General features: G+C 47.1%; 17 protein-coding genes. 15 read left to right on the top strand and 2 right to left on the bottom strand.

Features of this window, described 5'->3' with window-relative positions; genetic code table 11:
• Positions 1-84 precede the first annotated feature (84 nt).
• Positions 85-1,023 (top strand): peptidoglycan-binding domain-containing protein, encoded by a 939-nt coding sequence (locus AC1DLI_RS23440; protein ID WP_477606909.1) that lies wholly within the window; start codon positions 85-87, stop codon positions 1,021-1,023.
• Between the two features lie 210 nt (positions 1,024-1,233).
• On the opposite strand, the gene AC1DLI_RS23435 is transcribed toward AC1DLI_RS23440, so the two are convergent.
• Positions 1,234-2,184: a substrate-binding domain-containing protein gene (locus AC1DLI_RS23435; protein WP_477606908.1), complete on the bottom strand. Its 951-nt coding sequence runs from the start codon at positions 2,182-2,184 to the stop codon at positions 1,234-1,236.
• Between the two features lie 175 nt (positions 2,185-2,359).
• On the opposite strand from AC1DLI_RS23435, the gene modA reads away from it, so the two are divergent.
• From modA to AC1DLI_RS23365, 14 genes are all read left to right on the top strand, one after another.
• On the top strand, positions 2,360-3,211 hold the full coding sequence (gene modA, locus AC1DLI_RS23430; protein WP_477606907.1) for a molybdate ABC transporter substrate-binding protein: 852 nt from the start codon (positions 2,360-2,362) through the stop codon (positions 3,209-3,211).
• Between the two features lie 2 nt (positions 3,212-3,213).
• The gene (gene modB, locus AC1DLI_RS23425; protein WP_477606906.1) at positions 3,214-3,876 is read left to right on the top strand and encodes a molybdate ABC transporter permease subunit; all 663 of its coding nucleotides are present in this window, start codon (positions 3,214-3,216) and stop codon (positions 3,874-3,876) included.
• Positions 3,877-4,188: 312 nt separating this feature from the next.
• Entirely contained in the window at positions 4,189-5,763 is a 1,575-nt protein-coding gene (locus AC1DLI_RS23420) for a glycoside hydrolase family 43 protein (RefSeq protein ID WP_477606905.1), read from the top strand.
• Between the two features lie 312 nt (positions 5,764-6,075).
• Positions 6,076-7,422, top strand: coding sequence for an ABC transporter substrate-binding protein (locus AC1DLI_RS23415; RefSeq protein WP_477606904.1), 1,347 nt, complete (start codon positions 6,076-6,078; stop codon positions 7,420-7,422).
• A gap of 92 nt (positions 7,423-7,514) precedes the next feature.
• Positions 7,515-8,408: a carbohydrate ABC transporter permease gene (locus AC1DLI_RS23410; protein ID WP_308995827.1), complete on the top strand. Its 894-nt coding sequence runs from the start codon at positions 7,515-7,517 to the stop codon at positions 8,406-8,408.
• 1 nt (position 8,409) lies between these two features.
• Positions 8,410-9,240, top strand: coding sequence for a carbohydrate ABC transporter permease (locus AC1DLI_RS23405; protein WP_477606903.1), 831 nt, complete (start codon positions 8,410-8,412; stop codon positions 9,238-9,240).
• Positions 9,241-9,401: 161 nt separating this feature from the next.
• Complete coding sequence (locus tag AC1DLI_RS23400; protein WP_477606902.1) at positions 9,402-11,183, top strand: sensor histidine kinase; 1,782 nt, start codon at positions 9,402-9,404, stop codon at positions 11,181-11,183.
• Entirely contained in the window at positions 11,158-12,756 is a 1,599-nt protein-coding gene (locus AC1DLI_RS23395) for a response regulator (protein WP_477606901.1), read from the top strand. The genes AC1DLI_RS23400 and AC1DLI_RS23395 overlap by 26 nt, the downstream gene beginning before the upstream one ends.
• A 148-nt stretch (positions 12,757-12,904) precedes the next feature.
• Positions 12,905-14,059 (top strand): GntR family transcriptional regulator, encoded by a 1,155-nt coding sequence (locus AC1DLI_RS23390; protein WP_477606900.1) that lies wholly within the window; start codon positions 12,905-12,907, stop codon positions 14,057-14,059.
• Between the two features lie 204 nt (positions 14,060-14,263).
• The gene (locus tag AC1DLI_RS23385) at positions 14,264-15,574 is read left to right on the top strand and encodes an ABC transporter substrate-binding protein (RefSeq protein WP_477606969.1); all 1,311 of its coding nucleotides are present in this window, start codon (positions 14,264-14,266) and stop codon (positions 15,572-15,574) included.
• Positions 15,575-15,638: 64 nt separating this feature from the next.
• Positions 15,639-16,526 (top strand): carbohydrate ABC transporter permease, encoded by an 888-nt coding sequence (locus AC1DLI_RS23380; protein WP_477606899.1) that lies wholly within the window; start codon positions 15,639-15,641, stop codon positions 16,524-16,526.
• 23 nt (positions 16,527-16,549) lie between these two features.
• On the top strand, positions 16,550-17,428 hold the full coding sequence (locus tag AC1DLI_RS23375) for a carbohydrate ABC transporter permease (protein ID WP_477606968.1): 879 nt from the start codon (positions 16,550-16,552) through the stop codon (positions 17,426-17,428).
• A gap of 59 nt (positions 17,429-17,487) precedes the next feature.
• Positions 17,488-18,531: a glycoside hydrolase family 76 protein gene (locus AC1DLI_RS23370; protein ID WP_477606898.1), complete on the top strand. Its 1,044-nt coding sequence runs from the start codon at positions 17,488-17,490 to the stop codon at positions 18,529-18,531.
• Complete coding sequence (locus tag AC1DLI_RS23365) at positions 18,528-19,562, top strand: glycoside hydrolase family 76 protein (protein WP_477606897.1); 1,035 nt, start codon at positions 18,528-18,530, stop codon at positions 19,560-19,562. Before AC1DLI_RS23370 ends, AC1DLI_RS23365 begins: the two co-directional genes overlap by 4 nt.
• A gap of 55 nt (positions 19,563-19,617) precedes the next feature.
• Here the strand turns inward: AC1DLI_RS23365 and AC1DLI_RS23360 are convergent, their stop codons facing one another.
• Complete coding sequence (locus AC1DLI_RS23360; protein WP_477606896.1) at positions 19,618-20,523, bottom strand: helix-turn-helix domain-containing protein; 906 nt, start codon at positions 20,521-20,523, stop codon at positions 19,618-19,620.
• Positions 20,524-20,611 lie beyond the last annotated feature (88 nt).

Genomic DNA, 20,611 nt, shown 5'->3' with positions numbered 1-20,611 from the left:
GTGAAAATCAAGGGAATGAAATTGAAAATTTGGGGATATTAAAGTGGTGCTCGAAAAAGAAAAGAGAAGGATGGTGTATTTTGCATGCAACAAAACAAAAAGGGAATGGCATCAAGTGAAACCGGCAATAAGATTGGAAGGCTTGCAGCAAGGTACATAGTTGCGGCATTATTGTCGATTACGTTGATGATCAGCATGCCTTATACAGGACATGCGATCGGAAAACATGCCAAGGGACCGGATGTATATGTCATTCAAGGCATGCTGAAATCATTAGGCAGCTATTCGGGACCGATTGATGGTTACTATGGTGCCTCGACCGTGCGCGGCGTTAAATATTTTCAGAAAAAGCATGGTTTGAAGGCAACGGGTTCGGTAGATATTAAAACGCTTCAATCGATTTCCTATTCGTATACTGATATGAAAGCATCGATGAAAGCAAAGAGTAAAGCGAAGTGGAAAGGTAAAGCGAAAGCAATCGGAAATGGCGGAAAAGGTAACGGTGCAGGCGGCGGAGCTGGTGGCGGTGCAGGCGGCGGAGCTGGTGGCGGTGCAGGCGGCGGAGCTGGTGGCGGTGCAGGCGGYGGAGCTGGTGRAGGTGCAGGCGGCGGAGCTGGYGGCGGTGCAGGCGGCGGAGCTGGTGGCGGTGCAGGCGGCGGAGCTGGTGAAGGTGCAGGCGACGGAGCTGGCGGCGGCGCAGGCAAGTCTGGCGGCATTGGCGGTGGCCAAGGCGAGAACCAAGGTAAATCTGGCGGAATCGGCGGCGGCCAAGGCGAGAACCAAGGCAAATCTGGCGGAATCGGCGGCGGTAAAGGCGAGAACCAAGGCAAATCTGGCGGAATCGGCGGCGGCCAAGGCGGCAACCAAGGCAAGTCAGGCGGAATTGGCGGCGGCCAAGGCGGCAATGGCAATCTAGGCGGCGGTCAATCCGAGAATCAAGCGCCGAATGGCGGAAACTCGGGTAATCCTGGTAAGGGCGGTAATCAATCCGAGAATCAAGCACCGAACGGCAGCCAACAGTAGAACGAAAAATAGATATTCCTTCTATATCGGATGATATCTTTTTGAGTATGAAGCTAGGAATAAATAAAGGCGACCAATTGTTTTTTTTTGGTCGCCTTTATTTCTGTGTAGTTACTTCTATTGCACCGCATTCCACACAATGACCATGCCTCGAAAAACCACATTTTTCGGTATTAGTAAATATCACAGATAACGCAGCGGCTTGTGTCTCTACGTTTCTAATAATATTTCACCAGTGCGCGTAAGGTCATAGCCGGATATGGAATTCAGCTCCATCTTAAAATCATCGGATCTGAGAATTTGGAGCAGAGCAGAGATCCATGATTGATTGTTTGCGGTCTTAAGCATGACCAAGTCATATCGTTCCTGAATTAAGGGTATGAATTCAATGTTACCAACAATAGAAGCCGTTTTTTCTATGCCAATGCCAACGTCAGCTTCTCCAGATGAGACTTTTGAAGCTACGCCGAGATGATTGCTTTGTTCATGCTGATATCCGATGAGTGCACTGGACTTTATGCCATGCAGCCTGAGCTGTTCGTCCAGCAATACGCGGGCGCCGGAGCCTTTCTCCCGATTAGCAATCCGTAAATTGGCAGTGCTTAAATCGGACCAGCCTTTCAGCGACAAGGGATTACCTTTCTGGACATAAAAGCCTGCATTCCTAGAGAGCAAATTAACGACGATGTAGGAGGAACCGATGAGCAGTTTCTTGATATAAGGGAGGTTGTACTCCCCTGTATCGCCATCAAGCAGATGTGTGCTGACGATGTCGGATTCGCCGCGGTACATCGAGATCAGGCTGACAAGGCTGCCGACATATGCGCGCAGCGGACGTATGCCGTCTATGTTCTTTTCCATGTATTTGGCTAGAATGTCAAGGCTAAGATCCTGTCCTGTAATGACGATGGGACGTATGCCGGTATTTAATGATTGGGTATTGGAATGAGCAGGCGTATCTGTCATTGCCGGACGCTCGTTCATTTGCACGCCTCTGGCTCTCTGTTTATATGCTTCCAAGTCGGCAGGGTCCACCCGCATCTGTTTGCCTACCCGGTAGGAGGGCAATTCACCTTTTTTTATAAGATCATATACTGTGAGTTTGGATATTTTCAGCAGCTTGGCAATTTCTTCAGTCGTATACGAGACATCGCTGGTCATAATGCTCCTCCTTCTGAACTCTACGGACTATTTCACTATAAATGTCATTGTATCATATTAGGATGTGTACGTTCTTTTAATTGTATTTACAAAAGCATCATTCACTCTATATAATGTGTTTTAGATATAACTAGTTATATTTGATTATGTTTAATTATAAATAAGGGGTGTATCTATGTTTAAAATGATTAAAGGTTACATGGTTTTATCTATCGTTACTGCAATGATGTTAGTGTTTGCAGGCTGTGGAGCTGCACAAAATACAAATACAAATGAGAGTACGAATATTCCAGCGGAAAGCACAATCGCGCCTAGCGAGCAGCCAGCCGAAACGGTTGAGCTAACGATTTCAGCAGCGGCAAGCATGACGGATGCCTTAACAGAAATTCAGAAAACGTATGAGGCTAATAACCAAAATATTAAACTGAGCTTCAATTTCGGCGCATCCGGCGCACTTCAACAGCAAATTGAGCAAGGGGCGCCAGCTGATTTATTCTTGTCTGCGGCCGTTAAGAACATGACGGCACTTGTTGACAAACAGCTGATTGATGCAAATCAACAAGTCAATTTGTTGAATAATGAGCTTGTTGTAGTTGTTCCTGCCGATGGCAAAACGCCGATTGAAAATGTAACTGATCTAACTAAGACAGAAGTGAAAACAGTAGCGATTGGCATTCCGGAAAGCGTGCCAGCTGGCAACTATGCAAAGGAAGCGCTAACGAACGCAAAGTTATGGGATGCTTTACAGGCGAAATCCGTACAAGCGAAGGATGTAAGACAAGTGCTGCAATATGTAGAAACCGGAAATGCTGATGCCGGTTTTGTATATAAAACAGATGCGCTGACCACCGATAAAGTAATAGTGGCATTTACGGTTGATTCAGCTGCCTATAAGACAATTCAATATCCAATCGGTATTGTAAAAGCTACGAAACATAGTCAGGAAGCCGAAGATTTTTATACGTATTTGCAGTCGCAAGAAGCGCTTGACGTGTTTGTTAAGTATGGCTTTACTGTTCCTAATTAACTGTGGCGTTCATAAATTGGCAAGAGTTTTGGCTGCCTATACGGCTTTCATTACAAGTTGCATTGTTATCAAGTATAGCGGTATTTCTCATCGGAATAGCCGTAGCTTGGTGGATGTCACGCCGCAAGTTTAAAGGGAAAATCATTATTGAAACCATGTTTATGCTGCCGTTGGTGCTCCCGCCGACAGTAGTCGGCTTTTTGCTGCTTGTGATGCTTGGACGGAGAAGCTGGATCGGAGAATGGATCGAGTGGTTGTTTGCTGCACCCATTGTTTTTTCTTGGTGGGCTGCCGTCGTTGCTTCTATCGTGGTTTCCTTTCCGCTCGTCTATCAAACCATGAAGGTCGGCTTCGCTTCCGTAGATCGGGATTTGGAGGATGCAGGACGCTCAATTGGGGCAAATGAGTGGGCGGTATTCAGGTATATTACACTTCCGCTAACGTCCCGCTCACTAATATCCGCCTTTATTCTCGGCTTTGCACGCGGTTTGGGCGAGTTTGGAGCTACGCTGATGATTGCGGGGAATATTCCGGGTAAAACACAGACGATTCCCACGGCCATCTATGTTGCGGTCGATTCGGGGAACACCGCAATGGCATGGGCTTGGACATTCGCTATTATTGCAATATCATTTATGTTACTGCTTATTAGCCGGCAGAAATAATATTAGATATGGAAGAGATCTTGAAGAGCCGATATAATAATCGGCTCTTTTCAATTTTATGTGCATTCTGTTCCAACTTCGAAACGATTGCCTGATTGCCTTGCTTCGTTTACTCCACTGATGCTTCAAGCTCCGCAACGATTACTGCAAGCGGCCCTAAGTCGTCAAAATGATTAAATTATTGCACTTTAATCTAAAAAAACATACATACGCTTTTTTTTTGACCATGCTACGATAGTTAATATTTGATGGAATGTTCCGACGGTCCCGACCCGTGGGTAAGAGGAACGTACACATAAGGAGGCAAAGTAAGTGGTCATAAACAATCCGATCTTGCCCGGTTTTAACCCGGATGCATCCTTCCTGCGCGTTGGGGAAGACTATTATATTGCAACTTCAACCTTTGAATGGTTTCCGGGCGTCCAGCTTTATCATTCCAAGGATTTAGCGAACTGGGAGCTGCTTCCTCATGCACTGACCCGTACTTCGCAAGTAGATTTAAGAGGGAATCCGAGCTCGGGCGGTATTTGGGCACCTGCGCTTTCTTACGATAGCGGACTCTATTATTTATTGTTTACGGATGTAAAGGGCCGCAAAGGCGTCTATAAGGATTTGCACAATTATTTGGTAACGTCAGAGAGCATGAGCGGACCGTGGTCTGAGCCGGTTTATTTGAATGGCAGCGGCTTTGATCCTTATTTATTCCATGATACGGACGGAACCAAATGGCTGCTGAATATGCAGTGGGATTTCCGGGACGGCCATTCCAGGTTTGGCGGTATTATGCTTCAAAAGTACGATCCCAAAGAGCAGCGGCTTGTAGGACCCGTGAAGAAAATATACGAGGGTACGGATCTAGGCGTGACCGAGGGACCTCAGGTGTTTAAACGGAACGGTTATTATTATTTGTTGGTTGCAGAGGGGGGCACAGGGATTAACCATGCTGCTACGTTAGCCCGCTCGCGTCAATTAGAAGGACCTTACGAAACAGACCCGTCTTATCCGATACTAACCACCCGTGGCACTCCTGATTATCCGCTTCAAAATGCAGGCCACGGCATGGTTGTAGAAACGCAAACCGGCGAATGGTATATGACACATATTTGCAGCCGACCCTTTGCGGGCACGAAGCTTAATCCGCTCGGCAGAGAGACATCGATTCAGCGCTGTGTATGGACTGAGGATGGATGGCTTCGCCTGGAGCATGAGGGAAGATTGCCTGCTCTCTCGGCACCGGCCCCGCAGCTTGAACCGCATCCGTTTCCCGTTCCGCCTGCAAAGGATGACTTCGATTCGCCAAGTCTAGGCTACCTCTATCAAACGCTGCGTGCTTCGGCGGAAGAATCGTGGCTCAGCCTAACGGAAAGGCCCGGCTACTTGAGGCTCCGCGGCAGGGAATCACTCCATTCCTGGCATCAGCAAAGCATGATTGCCCGCAGATTGCAGCATTTCCGCTGTACGGTTGAAACAAAGTTGGAATACGAGCCTGAGCATTTCATGCAAATGGCTGGACTTGTCTTTTATTATGACGAGTTGGATTATTTTTATTTACGTGTCACGCAGGACGGCGAAAATGGCCGGAAGCTTGGTTTGATCACAAGTATTCAAGGAAAATACAGCGAAAATAGAGAGCATGAGCTCTCTGTCGATGGCTGGGATGCTTATTATTTGAAGGCGGTTGTCCGAGAGAGGGAGCTGCGTTTCTACGCTTCTAATGAAGGCAAAGAATGGCTTCAGGTTGGGACAGTGCAGGATTTAGGCGTCTTGTCCGACGAATTCGGAGGGAAGCTGGGTTTTACCGGCACGATGATCGGCTTATGCGCACAGGACATCAACGGAACAAAGAAACATGCGGATTTTGATTATTTTAGCTACGTAACGGAATAGAAGAAACCAAAAGAACGGATGGACGGCTGTGATAGCCGTTTATCCGTTCTTTTACCCTTCAATCGTTAAGGCGCATACACGGCTGAGAGAAGTTGAAAAATAAGACTAAATAACCAGCCATTTGGCCAATTTGTAACCTTCGGCGCAGCAATGATCTTAAATTATCGGCATACCGTCCTTAAAAAACTTCATTTAAGCTGTYGGAATTTGATGTTAATCTTAGATCAGGAAACGGGATTGAACAAGATGATGCGCACATCTTACATGAAAATTCCTCTTAAACAGCGGATATTAAAGGGAGGTCAAATGAATATGGCTAAAAAATCATTCTTGCAATTGGTATCTCTTATGTTAGCATTGACCGTGATTTTGACCGCATGCGGCGGTAACAACAACGGCAATAATACAGCTTCACCAAGCAATAATACGGGCACATCGGAGACTCCGACAGACGCATCAAAGAAAGACGTCAGCTTCTCGCTGGCTTATGCGACAGGCGACCCGGCAACGAAAAAAGCAATTGAAACGACGATTGATGCCTTTACTGCAAAAAATCCTCATATCAAAATTGTTAACTATAGTGAAACAACTTCGGCTTCTTACTTAGATTGGCTTAAAACAAAAGATGCAGTAGGCCAATTCCCTGATCTCGTAGAAATGCGCGACACCAAAGTATTCGTTGACGCAGGCAAAATCGTAGAGCTGCCGGAAGATCTTCGCAGCATGTTCTCGATCCTGCCGGAATATGCAGGCAAAATATATAATGCTCCACTTACGGGCACTGCGCCGCAAGGTATTATTTACAGCAAGAAAGCGTATGCGGATGCAGGCGTAACCGAGCTTCCGAAAACGTACGATGAGTTTTTAGCGATCCAAGAAAAGCTTGCGGCTACCGGCATTTCGCCAATCGTAGTCGGCGGTAAAGATATTTTCCATATGGGCTTCTGGACAAACTTCTTCTTCATTAACGAGGTTTATTCCAAAGATCCGGACTGGAACTCGAAACGTACGGCAAAAACGGCAAGCTTTGCGGATGCCGGCATGGTTCAAGCGGTAACCGATTATAAAGAGCTGTTCAGCAAGTATGTGGATAAAGGCTGGCTCAGCACGGCAGATAACCAAACGGCATCTATTCTAGTAAGCGGCAAAGCGGCTCAGTTGTTCTCCGGTCCTTGGATGTTCGGACAAATCGCGGAAGCAGATCCAAGCTTCGAGTTTGGCTTCTACGCAATCCCTGACCGCAGCGGCAAAGTGAATATTAACCAACTGCCTAGCCTATCAGGTTGGTCGCTTTCGGCAGAGGGAGCCAAAGACCCGGATAAAGTTGAAGCGATCAAAGCGTTCATCAAATTTTTCTTTGAGCCTGAGCAATACGGTCCTTACCTGGCTACCGTAAACGGAATTCCGACGACATCAGCTGAAGTGACTTATGAAACGGGCGAGCAAATGCAAGAAGTAATGAGGCTGGTTGGCGATTCCACGGTTAACAAATCACTTGGTCTTGCGAACTGGTACGGCGACAATGCGATTCCTCCGCAATTCCGCAACTGGTACTACAAGCTTCTTCAGGAGCTTGTATTGGAAAACGGCGACGTAACGGAATATATGAAAAAAGCAGACGCAGAGTACGACAGCAATGTAAAAGCAAATCAACAATAAAGCATGCGTTGTAAAGAAAGAAGGACGGAAAGAGCAGCCTCTGCTTACGCGGAGGTTCTCTTTTTATCAAGAACTTAGGAGGTAGGAGAGCCATGATTGCCCAGCTAAAGAAAAAGAAATGGACAAATTATGCCATTTGGTTTATATTGCCTGCATTTCTACTGTATACGGCTTTCGTCATCATCCCGACGTTGAGCAGCGTATATTTAAGCTTTACCTCATGGGATGGGCTAAGCAGCAATATCCGGTACATCGGTCTTGATAATTTCAAAGAAATCCTAAGCAGTCCAAGGGTCCACAATGCTTTGAAAAATACGCTGATCTTCGCGTTCTCACTCGTTATATTGGAAAATGCGCTTGCATTGCTGCTTGCTATTTTAGTAGATCAGGTACGTTGGTTCCGAAACTTTTTCCGCAGTATTTTCTATTTTCCGGTATTAATGAGCGGTATTATTATGGGCTTTATTTGGATGATCATTATGAATTACAACTTTGGCGTATTAAATCAATTGTTGGATATGACAGGCCTCGGCTTCCTGAAGGCAGATTGGTTGGGAAATCCTGATTTCGCGTTAATCGCGATCGTTCTCTCAACTGTATGGAAGGCAGCCGGTTACTATATGGTCATTTATTTGGCAGGACTGCAAGGCATACCACAGGAATTGCATGAAGCCGCAAGCATTGACGGAGCGAATCGCTGGCAGCAGTTCCGAAGCATTACTTTCCCTTTGCTCGCAGGAGCAATGACGGTATGCGTGATGCTTTCCATGATCGGCTCACTCAAAATCTTCGATCAAATCGCGGTGATGACCGACGGAGGTCCGGGATTTGCGACCGAAACGTTAACGTATATTATCTATAAAGTCGGCTTCGGTGAATTGAGACAAGGTTTTGGTACAGCGCTTTCGATGGTATTGTTCCTGCTTACGCTCGCGATTTCCTTGATTCAAATGAAAGTTCTTCGGAAAAGAGAGGTGCAAATGTAGGATGAAAAAAAAGATTAAGGCTAACGAAATCGTCGTTTTCGCCGTTACGTTTGTTATCGCTGTCGTGTTTGCTTTTCCGATTTACTTTAATATCATGTCCGCCTTTAAGAGTAACGGCGAAATCATGCGAGATGCGATCGCCTTCCCGAAAGGGCTTTATCTCGAAAGCTTCAAGTATCTTTTGACGGAGACCCAGTACCCGGCTGCGATGCTTAACAGCGCGATTTTAACCTTCTCCTCCATTATCGTTATGGTTCTAGTCATTCCGATGGCTGCTTACGCAATCGAGAGGACGAATTCGAAGTGGACGAATGGCGTGTTTACGTACTTCCTCTTCGGTATGATGATTCCTTTCCAGGTATACATGATTCCGTTGTTCAAGCAGTTGAAGATGATCGGTTTATTCGGAACGCTAACAGGGCCAATTTTTGTGTATATTTCCGGATCCGTGGGCTTCGGCGTCCTGCTCTACACAAGTTTCCTTAAGGGGATCCCGCGGGAGATCGAGGAATCGGCAGAGATTGACGGCTGCACGCGAACAGGTATATTTTGGAAAATAGTATTTCCTTTGCTGGGGCCGGTAACAGCCAGTATGGTCGTGCTGCAGGGCCTCGGAATTTGGAACGATTTCTTAATGCCGATGATGGTGCTTCCATCCGGTCAAGCCAAAACGATGATTGTCGAGCTGTTCTATTACGTCGGGGAATTTTCATCCCGTTGGGATATGATCTTCGCGGGTACGACGATGTCGCTTATCCCGGTTTTAATCGCTTTCCTTTCCTTGCAAAAATATTTTGTAAAAGGCGTCTCGTCTGGCGCAATCAAGGGTTAAACAATAAATGATACATCCAGCAATAATCACAGCCGGAAGCTCCTCTAGAGGAATTTCCGGCTGTGCCTGTTGCTTATCAGGATGAATTAAGACGTTGGTCATTTCATGTTATGATGAGATAACATAACAGGGTTCAGCGTTTGTATAGGAGGAGCTTATCGATGAAGTCGTGGGGGCGTAGATGGAACAGTGTATTCGTGAAATTTTCGGCGGCGTTCATATTAGTTGGCCTTATTCCGTTGTTTGCGCTCAGTTATTTCTCCGTACAGACCTTTACGGGGCATGTCGAGCGGTATACAAACGATAATTTGCGCCAGATGGTTCTTTATATCAGCTATAATTTGAATTCCGCATTCAATAACTATAACGAAATCTCCATGCTGATGTACACGGGGCGATATGATGGCCTGCAGGACAGCTTCTCGGACAATCAAACCCGCAATGTGAACGAATTGCAGCAAATCAATTCCGTTCCAATCGATGCTTTTCTCAAAATGATCATGTACAGCGACCGGTATATAACGAGTACTTATTTTGTTCGGACGAATGACAGCAAGCTTTATTATCAAACGAAGGAAAATAAAGTTATCATTCCGGAAAAGCTGCCCATTCGGGAATGGCTAAGCACGATGGACGATGACCCTACCGGACTGATGATTTATCCGACGCATGAGGATTATTATATATTCAATTCCCAGGATAAAGTCATTACCATCGGGCGGAATTTGATTGATACATCAGGTACGCTCACGCGGGAACCCAAAATCGTAGGCACTTTGTTTTTTGATGTCGACGCCAAAATAGCGGATCAGTTTTTGCGTGAGCTCAATTTGGGAGCGAAGGACGAGCTGTATGTGCTCGATGACAAAGAGAGGCCCTACTTCAGCAATAAGGAGCTGGCTGCCATACAAGTCCCCGTTTCTACGGAGAACGACAGCGGCAAGCTTATTTTAAGCGAAGAGATCCCGTTTATTAAAGGGCAGCTGCTTGTTAAGTTCGAGAACGAGGAGATTTACAAGCAGCTTGGAACAACCAGCTCCGCTGTTTATATCGCGATCGGAATTTGCTCGTTGGTGCTTATTATTATGGGAACCTGGTTTTCAAGACGGCTTGCTGCGCCGATTCGCGGGTTAATTAAGCAGATGTCCAAAGTAGAATCAGGCAATCTGGAGATACAGGTCGAAGTAAGAAGCAACGACGAGATGGGAAGATTAGCCCATGGCTTCAACCGGATGGTGGATCGGCTTCAGGCCTTCATCAACGAAGCCTATGTTGCTGAGATCAAGCAAAAGCAAACCGAGCTGAATGCACTGAAAAGTCAAATCAGGCCTCATTATTTATATAACACACTCGAGGTCATTCGGATGAATGCCGTCCACAGCGATGCCGATGAAGTGGCGGATATGATTCTCTCGCTCTCGAATCAACTGAAGTATGTCATTGATTACGGCGAGGATTGGGTGACGATCCAGCGGGAGCTGGAGCATCTCAAGGATTATTTCTATATCATCCAGGTAAGATTTGAAAACAGATTCGAGCTCAGATGCGATATTTCGGAAGAAGTAAATAGGGAATGGCCGATCCTAAAGCTTTCCCTGCAGCCGATCGTCGAGAATGCGATTCAGCACGGGCTGCGACTCAAAGGAAAGGGCATCGTGAAAATATCGATCGAGCTTTGGGAGAATAAGCTTGCCGTAACAGTTTACGATGACGGCGTCGGCATGGATAAGACGGAGCTCGACCGCCTTAACGCGATGCTTGAGGATGCAGCGGCCCCTTCCAAAAATGTCGGCGTAAAAAATGTGCATGAACGAATTAAATCAGTCTGCGGAGAAGGCTACGGGGTATCGATAAGCAGTCGCAAGCATGTCGGCACGTCGGTACTGATGCTATTTCCAGTGAAGGAGGAACTAACGCATGATACGACTTATTCTGGCAGATGATGAACCGATTATCATAAAAGGATTGCGGAAGCTGATTGATTGGGAATCGTTCGGCATGGAAATCGTCGGTCAAGCCTACGATGGCAATGAGTTAATGCAGCTGATTGAAGAGCTGGTTCCTGATCTTGTCATTAGCGATATCAGCATGCCGCATCGGACGGGGATCGATATTATAAAAGAGATCAAGCAAAGAGGAATGCCTGTGAGCGTGATCTTTATTAGCGCGTATCAGGAGTTTTCCTTTGCGAGAGACGCAGTAGCTTTTGGAGCAATCGACTATTTGGTGAAGCCGGTCGTGAAGCAGCAGCTGGAGGGCGTGCTGGACAAAGCAATTACATTAATTTCGGAGCATAACGAAGAGCAGAAGCGAAAAGGGAAGCTCCAGCTGCTGGAGCGGAAGAGCCGGCATGAAGAGATGCAGGATGCCTTAATCCAATTAACAGATGGCAATTTATCGCCTAATACGAAGTCTTTTCAAGAAACGGACGCACAGCTTCATGGGCCGCGCTATTCGGTATTAATCATAGAGGTAGAGCGCTTGAAGGAAGAGACGGACCGCTGGACGGAAAAGGAAAAGAAGCTGATCGAATTCGCGATCGGGAATGTGCTGCAGGAGGTCATTATCGATACGCGCATCGGTTATGTTTTTATGAAGCGGTATCAGCATGTCATCGTTGTCAGTCACGACGAGCCGGAAGAGCCTGTTTCGCTGGCCGAGGATATGCAGGGGAAAATAGAAACCTTCCTGAAGCTGAAGGTCTCGATTGCCCTTAGCCGTCCCGTGAGCGAGCTGATTAAGCTTGCCGATGCTTACCGCGAAGCGGAGCAGGCCATGGAGATGAAGTATTTCTTAGGCTTGAACCGCGTTTTAAGCTTTGTTCCGCAAGGACAGCCGCAATCCTTCGATAAAGAACTTTATAACCTGCAATGGGATGTCATCCGCGCAATGACGTCAAAGGCATGGCCCGAGGTGCAGGCCGCACTTGCGGTATGGCTCGATACGATCAAAAATGAAACTTATGGAAATCGTTCACTTGCCGTATCGACATGTTTCTCCTCGGTGTCCTTTATTATCCAAGAGCTATCCAAATCGGGTGTGCCTCTATCAGAACGCGCCTTAGACAAACGCGAGCTGCAGCAGCTGCTTGCTAACTTTGAGACCTTTGACCAAATGCGTTCTGAAATTATTGGCGTATTTGAGAAAACCTACAAAGAAATGGACAGCGATTCCGGCAATAAGGACAAAATTGTGCTAGCTAAAATCAAACAATACATCGATGAGCATTACAGCGAGGAGATTACGCTCGAGTCGATGGCGAGCATGGCTTTCATGAACTCCTATTATTTCAGCAGCTTCTTCAAGAAGCATACGAAACAAAACTTTAAGCAGTATGTGACGGAGGTTCGGATGAGGCATGCAGCAGACATGCTCAGTCTGACGGATTTGATGGTGTATGAGATCGCGGAGAAGGTTGGGTATAACAACGCCCGCCATTTTAGCGATATGTTCAAAAAAATGTACGGCAAGCTGCCGATCGATTACCGGCAGGATACGAAAAAAACGACGGAATGAGCATGAAATCGTTTTGTCAGGCCAATCAGCACAGCTGGTTGGCCTGGTTCAATTTCGCGCAAAATCCATTGCAAAACAACTTCAAATGATATATCATGATATATTATTAGAGGTTGCAGATAGGTTGGAATGGAAGGAGGAGCTCGCTTTGAATGAATCATCATCTAAACCCATGTACGAAAAAATATTTGAATCGGTAAAAAATCAAATCTTAACGAAGGTCTATGGGGTAGGAGAACGAATCCCTTCGGAGAAGGAATTGGCTGAAGCCTACAGCGTCAGCCGAATTACGAGCAAAAAAGCGCTGGAGCTGCTTACGAATGAACGCTTAATCGTAAGAAAGCCAGGCAGAGGATCTTTTGTTGCCGATCCTGACACCGATTTTGGGACAGTGGCAGCCTCTTCTGGGGCACCTGTTGCTGCTTTTTCCACAGATATGACTACGATAGGGCTCGTCATTACCGATTTTGGCAACAGTTACGGAACGGGATTAATCTATGGTATGGAAGAAGCATCCAGGGAACATGATTGCTTCCTCGTACTTCGCCGGTCATTCGGCATTCCCGCCAATGAAGAGCTGTCGATTCAGAAGCTCCTTCATTTGGGCGTAGACGGGTTAATCGTATTCCCGGCTCAGGGCGAATACTTCAATGAGGAAATTTTGAAGCTGGTTATCGGACGGTTTCCATTAGTATTGATTGACCGGCATTTAAAGGGAGTATCCGCAGCATCAATTAGTACGGATAATGCCGCGGCGGCAAGAAAAGCGACAGCCCACTTATTTGAACTCGGGCATCGTCATATTTCATTTCTGTCGCCTCCGCCAACGAATACGACGGCTGTCGAGGAACGGATTGAAGGCTTTATTCAAGCGCATGCCGAGCATGGGATTGCGGTGGATCGGGGGCTGTGGGTAAATGATCTTACCTCCACGCTGCCGAATTCGTTCAGCGGGAACAATATCGAGCAGGATATCGACAAATTAATGGCGCATCTGAAGAGCCGTCCTGAGATCACGGCCTTGTTCGCGATTGAATATAACATTGCATTGCTTGCCAAAGCAGCTGTGGAAAGAATAGGACTTCGGATCCCACAGGATATCTCCATTATTTGCTTCGATAGTCCGCCTACGGGACTTGGCGGTGGATATGCATTCACCCATATCAGGCAAAATGAAGAGGAAATGGGACGTTTGGCTGTCGGCCATGTTCTGCGAATCATGCAAGGGCAGGCGGTTCCTAATAAAGTCATGCTAGAAGCGGATTTAATCATCGGTGATTCAACCGATAAGGTACGCCAGTAACGCCCCTGACCTTCAGGGGTGTTTTTTTTGAAATGGTATATCGACTATAATGATATATTAGCTTGTAAAATGTCGAAATATATTCATATTGACATACACACCTTATACCAATATACTCATTTTATGAAAGCGGTTACGGTTATAGGAGGGAAGCTTCTTTACCATAGCCAAGATAAATACGAAAAGGGAGGCATGGCAATGAAATTGAAAAAATGGTTCATGACAGGGACAGCAATGCTGCTCGTAATCGGGCTTATCGCAGGATGCTCGGGTAACAACGCAAACCAGAAGAATACGAACGGTTCTACGAATGCGGGAGACGGAAATGTGAAAAACGCGAAAGCAGTAGAATTAACCTTCTGGGGCGATTGGGGCGGCGAAGGCCAAACGCAGTTCGAGACCATGGTCGATGCCTTCAATAAGTCGCAAAGCAAAATACATGTGAAATATGTGCTGCAGCAGGATATGATTACCAAGTTCCTGACGGCTGCTACCTCGGGAGGTTCGCCGGATATCCTTTTTTGGGACCGCTGGAGAACATCGCTGTATGCGCCCAAAAACGTGCTGCATCCCATTGATGAATATTTAGAGCGTGACGGCATTTCCCGCGATGATTATTACGAGGAGTCGCTTAAAGAGCTCTCCTTGAACGATAAGCTCTACGGCCTGCCGCTGACAGTAGATGCACGCGCACTTTTCTATAATAAGAAGCTGCTTGCCGATGCAGGCATCGAGCCGCCGAAAACATGGGATGAGCTTGCGGATGCCGCAGCCAAGCTGACAAAGTGGAACGGAAACAAGCTTGAGGTAGCTGGCTTCTCGCTTGGTGATGTTGGATTGTTCAATATGTATTTGCAGCAAGCGGGCGCACAAATGCTTACGGAAGACGGAAAAACGAATTTCAACAACGAGCAGGGTAAGCAAGTACTGCAATATTGGGACCGTTTGTTGAACCAGGACAAAGTATATAAAGTCGGCTTTGAGCAAGGTCTGGGTGAAGGGCAGGACGCATTCGTAACCGGCAAGCTTGCCATGCAGTATACGGGTCCGTGGATGCTCAGCACTTATAAAAAATACGGCAAAGATCTGGACTTCGGAATCGTACCGCCGCCAGCTGGGCCAAATGGCGATAAAGCAAGCGTCATGGGCGGCTTTGGTTTAGTTATTCCGGAGGGCGCTAAGCATAAAGAAGAGTCATGGGAGTTTATTAAATGGTGGCTTGCCAATAAAGACAATGCGCTGCTTTGGGCGAAAACAAGCTTGAATATTCCGGGCTACAAGCCGGCCCTCGAAGATCCGTTTTTCAAGGACGACCCGTTCTGGAAGCCGTTTATGGAAACGCTTGAATTTGCGAAGGTGCGACCGAATCATCCAGGCTACTCCGTCCTGGAGGGAGATGCTTTGATACCGAATCTCCAGCTGTTTCAGCAGAACAAACAAAGCATAGAAGATACGCTGAAGAAGGCGCAGGAGCAAGGGGATAAGCTGCTCGAGGATAACCTCGAAGTGAAATAAGCAATATTCGAGAAAAACAGAAAGGGAGGAAAACCTCCCTTTCTCCAATTGAGGGGGAGTTCCTATGGCTTCCGTTAGAAAGCTGGAGCGTCATCAAGCGAGAACTGCGTATTTGTTTATTACGCCGACCATGCTGTTGTTTCTTATATTTACAGTAATCCCGGTTTTTATGGCGCTTTATTTAAGCTTCACCAATTACGATGTGCTGAGCCGCAAGGACTGGGTCGGCTTCGATAATTACCGCCGGCTGCTTGACGATGATTTATTATGGGTAACATTCAAAAACGTATTTCTATATGCCGTTATCTTCGTCCCTTTTAACATTGTCATTTCATTAGCCCTAGGGATTCTCATGAACCGGGCTTGGCGCGGCATTAAGCTGTTCCGCACCTTAAATTATTTGCCGACTTTGACATCGTCGGTAGCTGCGGCTACCGTTTGGATTTGGCTGCTCCATCCCGAGTTCGGATTGGTCAACGGAATGTTATCGTACATTGGCATTACCGGCCCGGCATGGGTGGCGCAGACGGAAACGGCGATGCTGTCGATCATTCTTGTTACGCTATGGCAATCCGTCGGCTCTAACATGATCATATATCTTGCGGGTTTACAGGGCGTTCCGGATTATTTATATGAGTCGGCACGGCTGGACGGGGCGACAAAGATCGATTGCTTCCGGTTTATTACATGGCCGCAGCTTAGGCCGACAACCTTTCTGGTCAGCACTTTATCCATTATCGGCGCGCTTCAGCTATTTGACCAGGCGTTTGTGCTTACGCAGGGCGGACCGGCCAACGTGACGAAAACACCCGTCTACCTCATTTACCAGCAAGGCTTTAATCAATTGCAAATGGGCTATGCATCGGCGCAGGCCTTCGTTCTGGCCGTGGCGATCCTTATTTTCTCCATTATTAATATGAGAATAACAAAAGCGGAAGAGTCTGTGATATAGGAGGCGAGCTGCAAATGGAAACGATCGGAGATACTCCTCTGCGCAAGGGTTTGAAGAAAACGATCTATTATGTCGTTTGCGCCTTGATCGCAATCGTCATGTTTTTACCCTTTTACTGGAGCGTTTTGACCTCGATAAAACCGGATGATCAAATTTTTACGATGCCGATCAAATGGCTGCCAACGGACATCACGTTCGAGCATTACAAAAAAGCGTTTACCACTGTTCCTTTTGGCTTATATTTCTGGAACTCTTTTGTGCTGGCAGCCGCAGGTGTATTATTTAATCTCTTTTTAGGCTCATTGGCAGGATACGCGTTCGCTAAGCTCAAATTCAAGCTTAGTCAGCCATTGTTTCGTGTTTTATTGGCTGCGATGATGATTCCCGGCATCGTAACGATGATCCCGAGCGTTTACGTGCTGCAGCATCTCCCGTTTTTTGGCGGGAATGATTTGCTCGGCTCGGGAGGACATGGTCTCATGAACTCCTTTTGGGGAATTATTTTGCCCGGCGCTTCTGGCACGTTTGCGGTCTTCTTCATGCGGCAATTTTTCCTGACGCTTCCTACCGATATGCTGGAGATGGCGCGGATTGAGGGCTGCGGAGAGTTTAATATCTTTTGGAAAATCTACCTGCCGCTTACGAAGCCGGCGCTCGCAACTTTGGGAATCTTTACTTTTCAAGCAGGTTGGAACAGCTTTCTCTGGCCGATGATCGTGCTTAACGATCCATCGAAAGCGACGGTTCAAATGGGATTGCAGGCATTCTCGTACAATTTTCAGACGGATTTTGGTCCGATGATGGCAGGTGCTTTGGTTGCTATTTTACCAATCTTGATTTTGTTCCTGCTGCTGCAGCGTTACTTTGTTCAGGGTATTGCTTTCAGCGGAATTAAAGGGTAACGGGAAATCAGATGGAGCAGGCGGTACATTTCATATCATGACCTAGGGGGAGACGGCCGATGAACAAAACGGCAATCGGAGTATGGGAGAAGCGGGCGGACGAGGCGCAGGCAGCGCTTGAGCATTTTTTCTGGAATGATGATATTAAGATGTACAACATAGAAACGCCTTGTCCAAACGGCAGCTGCAATACGATCTTCCATTATTGGTGGATGGCGCATGCGGTTGACGTGCTGGTCGATGGATTGTTAAGAACAGGTGAGCAGCGATATGCGGAAAAGCTGCGTATTTTCTATGAGGGGATCTTGGAGAGAAACGGCGGATCGCTGCCAAATGAACTCTATGATGATATGGAGTGGATGGCGCTTGCTTGGCTGAGGGCCTATGCGGCAACGGGAGAAGAGAATTATAAGCAAGCAGCTTTGGTTTTATGGGAGGATATTAAAACCGGCTGGAACGACCATATGGGAGGCGGCATCGCTTGGCAGAAATCCCAGCTTGACTACAAGAATACACCGGCTAACGCGCCTGCCGCGATTTTGGCAGCACGCTTATACCTGGCATTTAAAGACAACAGTGATCTGGTGTGGGCAAAAAAAATATACGAATGGCAAAAGGACAATCTAGTCGATCCGGACACCGGCTTCGTATGGGACGGCTTGAACCGAACAGGCGACGGGACAATCGATAAAGAATGGAAGTTTACTTATTGTCAGGGCGTCTATATTGGTGCTGCAGTGGAGTTATTTCGGGCAAGCGGAGAGCAGGTTTATTTGGAGGATGCCATTCGGTCATTCGACGCCGCTGTCTCAGAGCTGACAGATCCCGTAACGGGGGTGCTGCCGGATGAGGAAACGGGCGACGGCGGTTTATTCAAGGGTATCCTGATCCGATACGCAGCCGAGCTTGCGAAGGAAGAGGGCGGTGACCGCGCGGCGCAGCTGCTTCTTGTAAATGCCGAGCAGCTGTGGCTGAATGGCAAAGCGGATGGCCAGGCTTTGTTCAATCACAACTGGACGGAAAAGCCGGGGGAAACCGTAACGCTAAGCGTTCAGCTCAGCGGCGTTATGCTGCTGGAGAAAATGGCGGAGAAGCACGGATGAGCCATGACAACGGGGTTGATTTCGTACAGGACGCTTTGGTCCGGAATTATTGGAACACCAGCAGCTCGATTATGAACCAGTGGTATCCGCCAGAGGCAAACCCGCCGGAGGAAAATTATTATTACTGGTGGCAGGCACATGTCATCGATGTTTTCGTTGACGGATTGAAACGGACAAGCGACGGACAATATCAGAATCGCATTGAGGCGATATACGATGGCATCCTCCGAAGCAACGGCGGTACTTTTCTCCACCATTATTATGATGATATGGAATGGCTCGCTTTAGCTTTGCTCAGGGTGCATCAAATCACCCGGGATGAAAAGTACAAGCAGAGCGTACTAGAATTGTGGGCAGACATTCAGACCGCATGGAGCGAGCAGTTCGGCGGCGGCATGGCGTGGAACAAAGGTCAATTGGATTATAAAAATACGCCGGCCAACGCGCCTGCTGCCATACTTGCTGCCCGTTTGTATCAATGCTCCGGAGACAAGTCAGATCTGGACTGGGCTTTGAACATCTATAGGTGGAATAAGGACCATTTGGTTGATCCCGCTACCGGCTTTGTATGGGATGGAATCAACAGGAATGGCGATATGCAGATCGATTATGATTGGGCATTTACTTACTGCCAAGGGGTGTTCATCGGCGCAGGCGTTGAGCTCTACCGCTGCACAAATGATCCGACTTTTCTAGAAGACGCGAAGCGAACGGCGCATGCCTGCATCGAAAGGTTATGCAATCCGGAAAGTCTTGTATTGCCCGATGAAGGAATTGACGATACAGGGCTATTTAAAGGAATTTTAGTCCGCTACTTCGTAGAGCTGCTGCGAGTCGCTCCGGAAATGAATGAGGTCAGGGACGTGATTAAGGCGAACGCAGCGATCTTGACGAAGCAAGGGCTGAATATGGAAAACGGGCTATGCGGTCCTTCCTGGGAGAGCCGTCCTTCGCTCCCTGTTCAGTTAAGCGTTCAGCTTAGCGGCGTCATGCTGCTGGAAGCCGCTGAGATGCTGAGGCATTTGGAATAAGAGAAGTCCCCGCGTAACGGCTGCATGCAGCTGCGCGGGGACTTCTTCGTTTTTATCAGATTTCATTTGAACCGGTAAAGCCTTGGATGAATTTTCGGGGAGATATCGCTTCGATCTGTTTGAAGGCTTTGCTAAATGCATAGACGCTGCCGTAGCCTACCTTCTCCGCGATGGTCGTAATCGAAAGCGGCGTATAAATCATCAGATGTTTTGCTTTTTCAATGCGATAGCGCATCTGGAACTGATGCGGCGTGAGACCGTATTTTTGTTTAAACAGCCTTGAGAAATGGAATACGCTCAGCGTGGCCGTCTTCGAAAGCTCCTCAAGAAGGATTGTTTGGTCAAATCGCTCCATAATGAGTGATGCTGCTGCGTCAAGCGATTTATGATGAACCCGGCGCCGAGACAGCTCGCTAGCTTCTAATCCTTTCATGATCAGATAAATCAGTTTTAAAACGAGTGATTTTTGCAAAATGAAAAAATCCAGATCCCGACGCTCATAAGCATGTATGAGCTGCTGCAGCGTTTTTAGTATTTCTCCATGATTATCGACCCGAATGACATCCGGTATTTGCAGAACGGACTCCAGAACGTCTTCGCGAATCCAGCTTTTTTCTTGCTCGCTGCAATCAGCCAAGCTCTTGTAGCTGATGGGGACATCCTCCAGATTATCTGCGTAAAGCGCGTCGAAATGAATATGCGGCATCCAGCATTCCCCCACGGATTCCAAAAACTCATGCTCCTTGCCGGGCTTGAATAATACGATGTCCCCAGGAAGGAGGTGATGAATGGTATCCTTGATCCTTAAGGTGAGTTCTCCTTTCTCCAAGTAAAGCAGCTCATAATCGAATATAATGCGCGATTTTAATCGCATGCCTGATTCACGATGATTCCAAGCTCTGCGAACATTTGGCGAGAGCTGCATCATCAATGTTTTCTTAGGATCAGAGAATGCTTCCATTCTATCACTCCAAAATAGCAAGATTGGACAACTAATAACAAGTTGAACTAAAGAAGTCCCTATAAAACTATGATAACATAAGCAATGT

The organism is Paenibacillus sp. 01T443 (genome assembly GCF_056398325.1).
The sequence above is the reverse complement of the archived record's forward strand: the minus strand, read 5'-3'. Positions and strand labels throughout refer to the sequence as shown.

Bases quoted from the DNA above. Each gene is read 5' to 3' on its own strand.
- modA (WP_477606907.1), top strand. From the start codon at position 2,360: ATGTTTAAAATGATTAAAGGTTACATGGTTTTATCTATCGTTACTGCA.
- AC1DLI_RS23370 (WP_477606898.1), top strand. From the start codon at position 17,488: ATGAACAAAACGGCAATCGGAGTATGGGAGAAGCGGGCGGACGAGGCG.
- AC1DLI_RS23380 (WP_477606899.1), top strand. From the start codon at position 15,639: ATGGCTTCCGTTAGAAAGCTGGAGCGTCATCAAGCGAGAACTGCGTAT.
- AC1DLI_RS23410 (WP_308995827.1), top strand. From the start codon at position 7,515: ATGATTGCCCAGCTAAAGAAAAAGAAATGGACAAATTATGCCATTTGG.
- AC1DLI_RS23365 (WP_477606897.1), top strand. From the start codon at position 18,528: ATGAGCCATGACAACGGGGTTGATTTCGTACAGGACGCTTTGGTCCGG.
- AC1DLI_RS23415 (WP_477606904.1), top strand. From the start codon at position 6,076: ATGGCTAAAAAATCATTCTTGCAATTGGTATCTCTTATGTTAGCATTG.
- AC1DLI_RS23400 (WP_477606902.1), top strand. From the start codon at position 9,402: ATGAAGTCGTGGGGGCGTAGATGGAACAGTGTATTCGTGAAATTTTCG.
- AC1DLI_RS23360 (WP_477606896.1), bottom strand. From the start codon at position 20,523: ATGGAAGCATTCTCTGATCCTAAGAAAACATTGATGATGCAGCTCTCG.
- AC1DLI_RS23395 (WP_477606901.1), top strand. From the start codon at position 11,158: ATGATACGACTTATTCTGGCAGATGATGAACCGATTATCATAAAAGGA.
- AC1DLI_RS23435 (WP_477606908.1), bottom strand. From the start codon at position 2,184: ATGACCAGCGATGTCTCGTATACGACTGAAGAAATTGCCAAGCTGCTG.
- AC1DLI_RS23405 (WP_477606903.1), top strand. From the start codon at position 8,410: ATGAAAAAAAAGATTAAGGCTAACGAAATCGTCGTTTTCGCCGTTACG.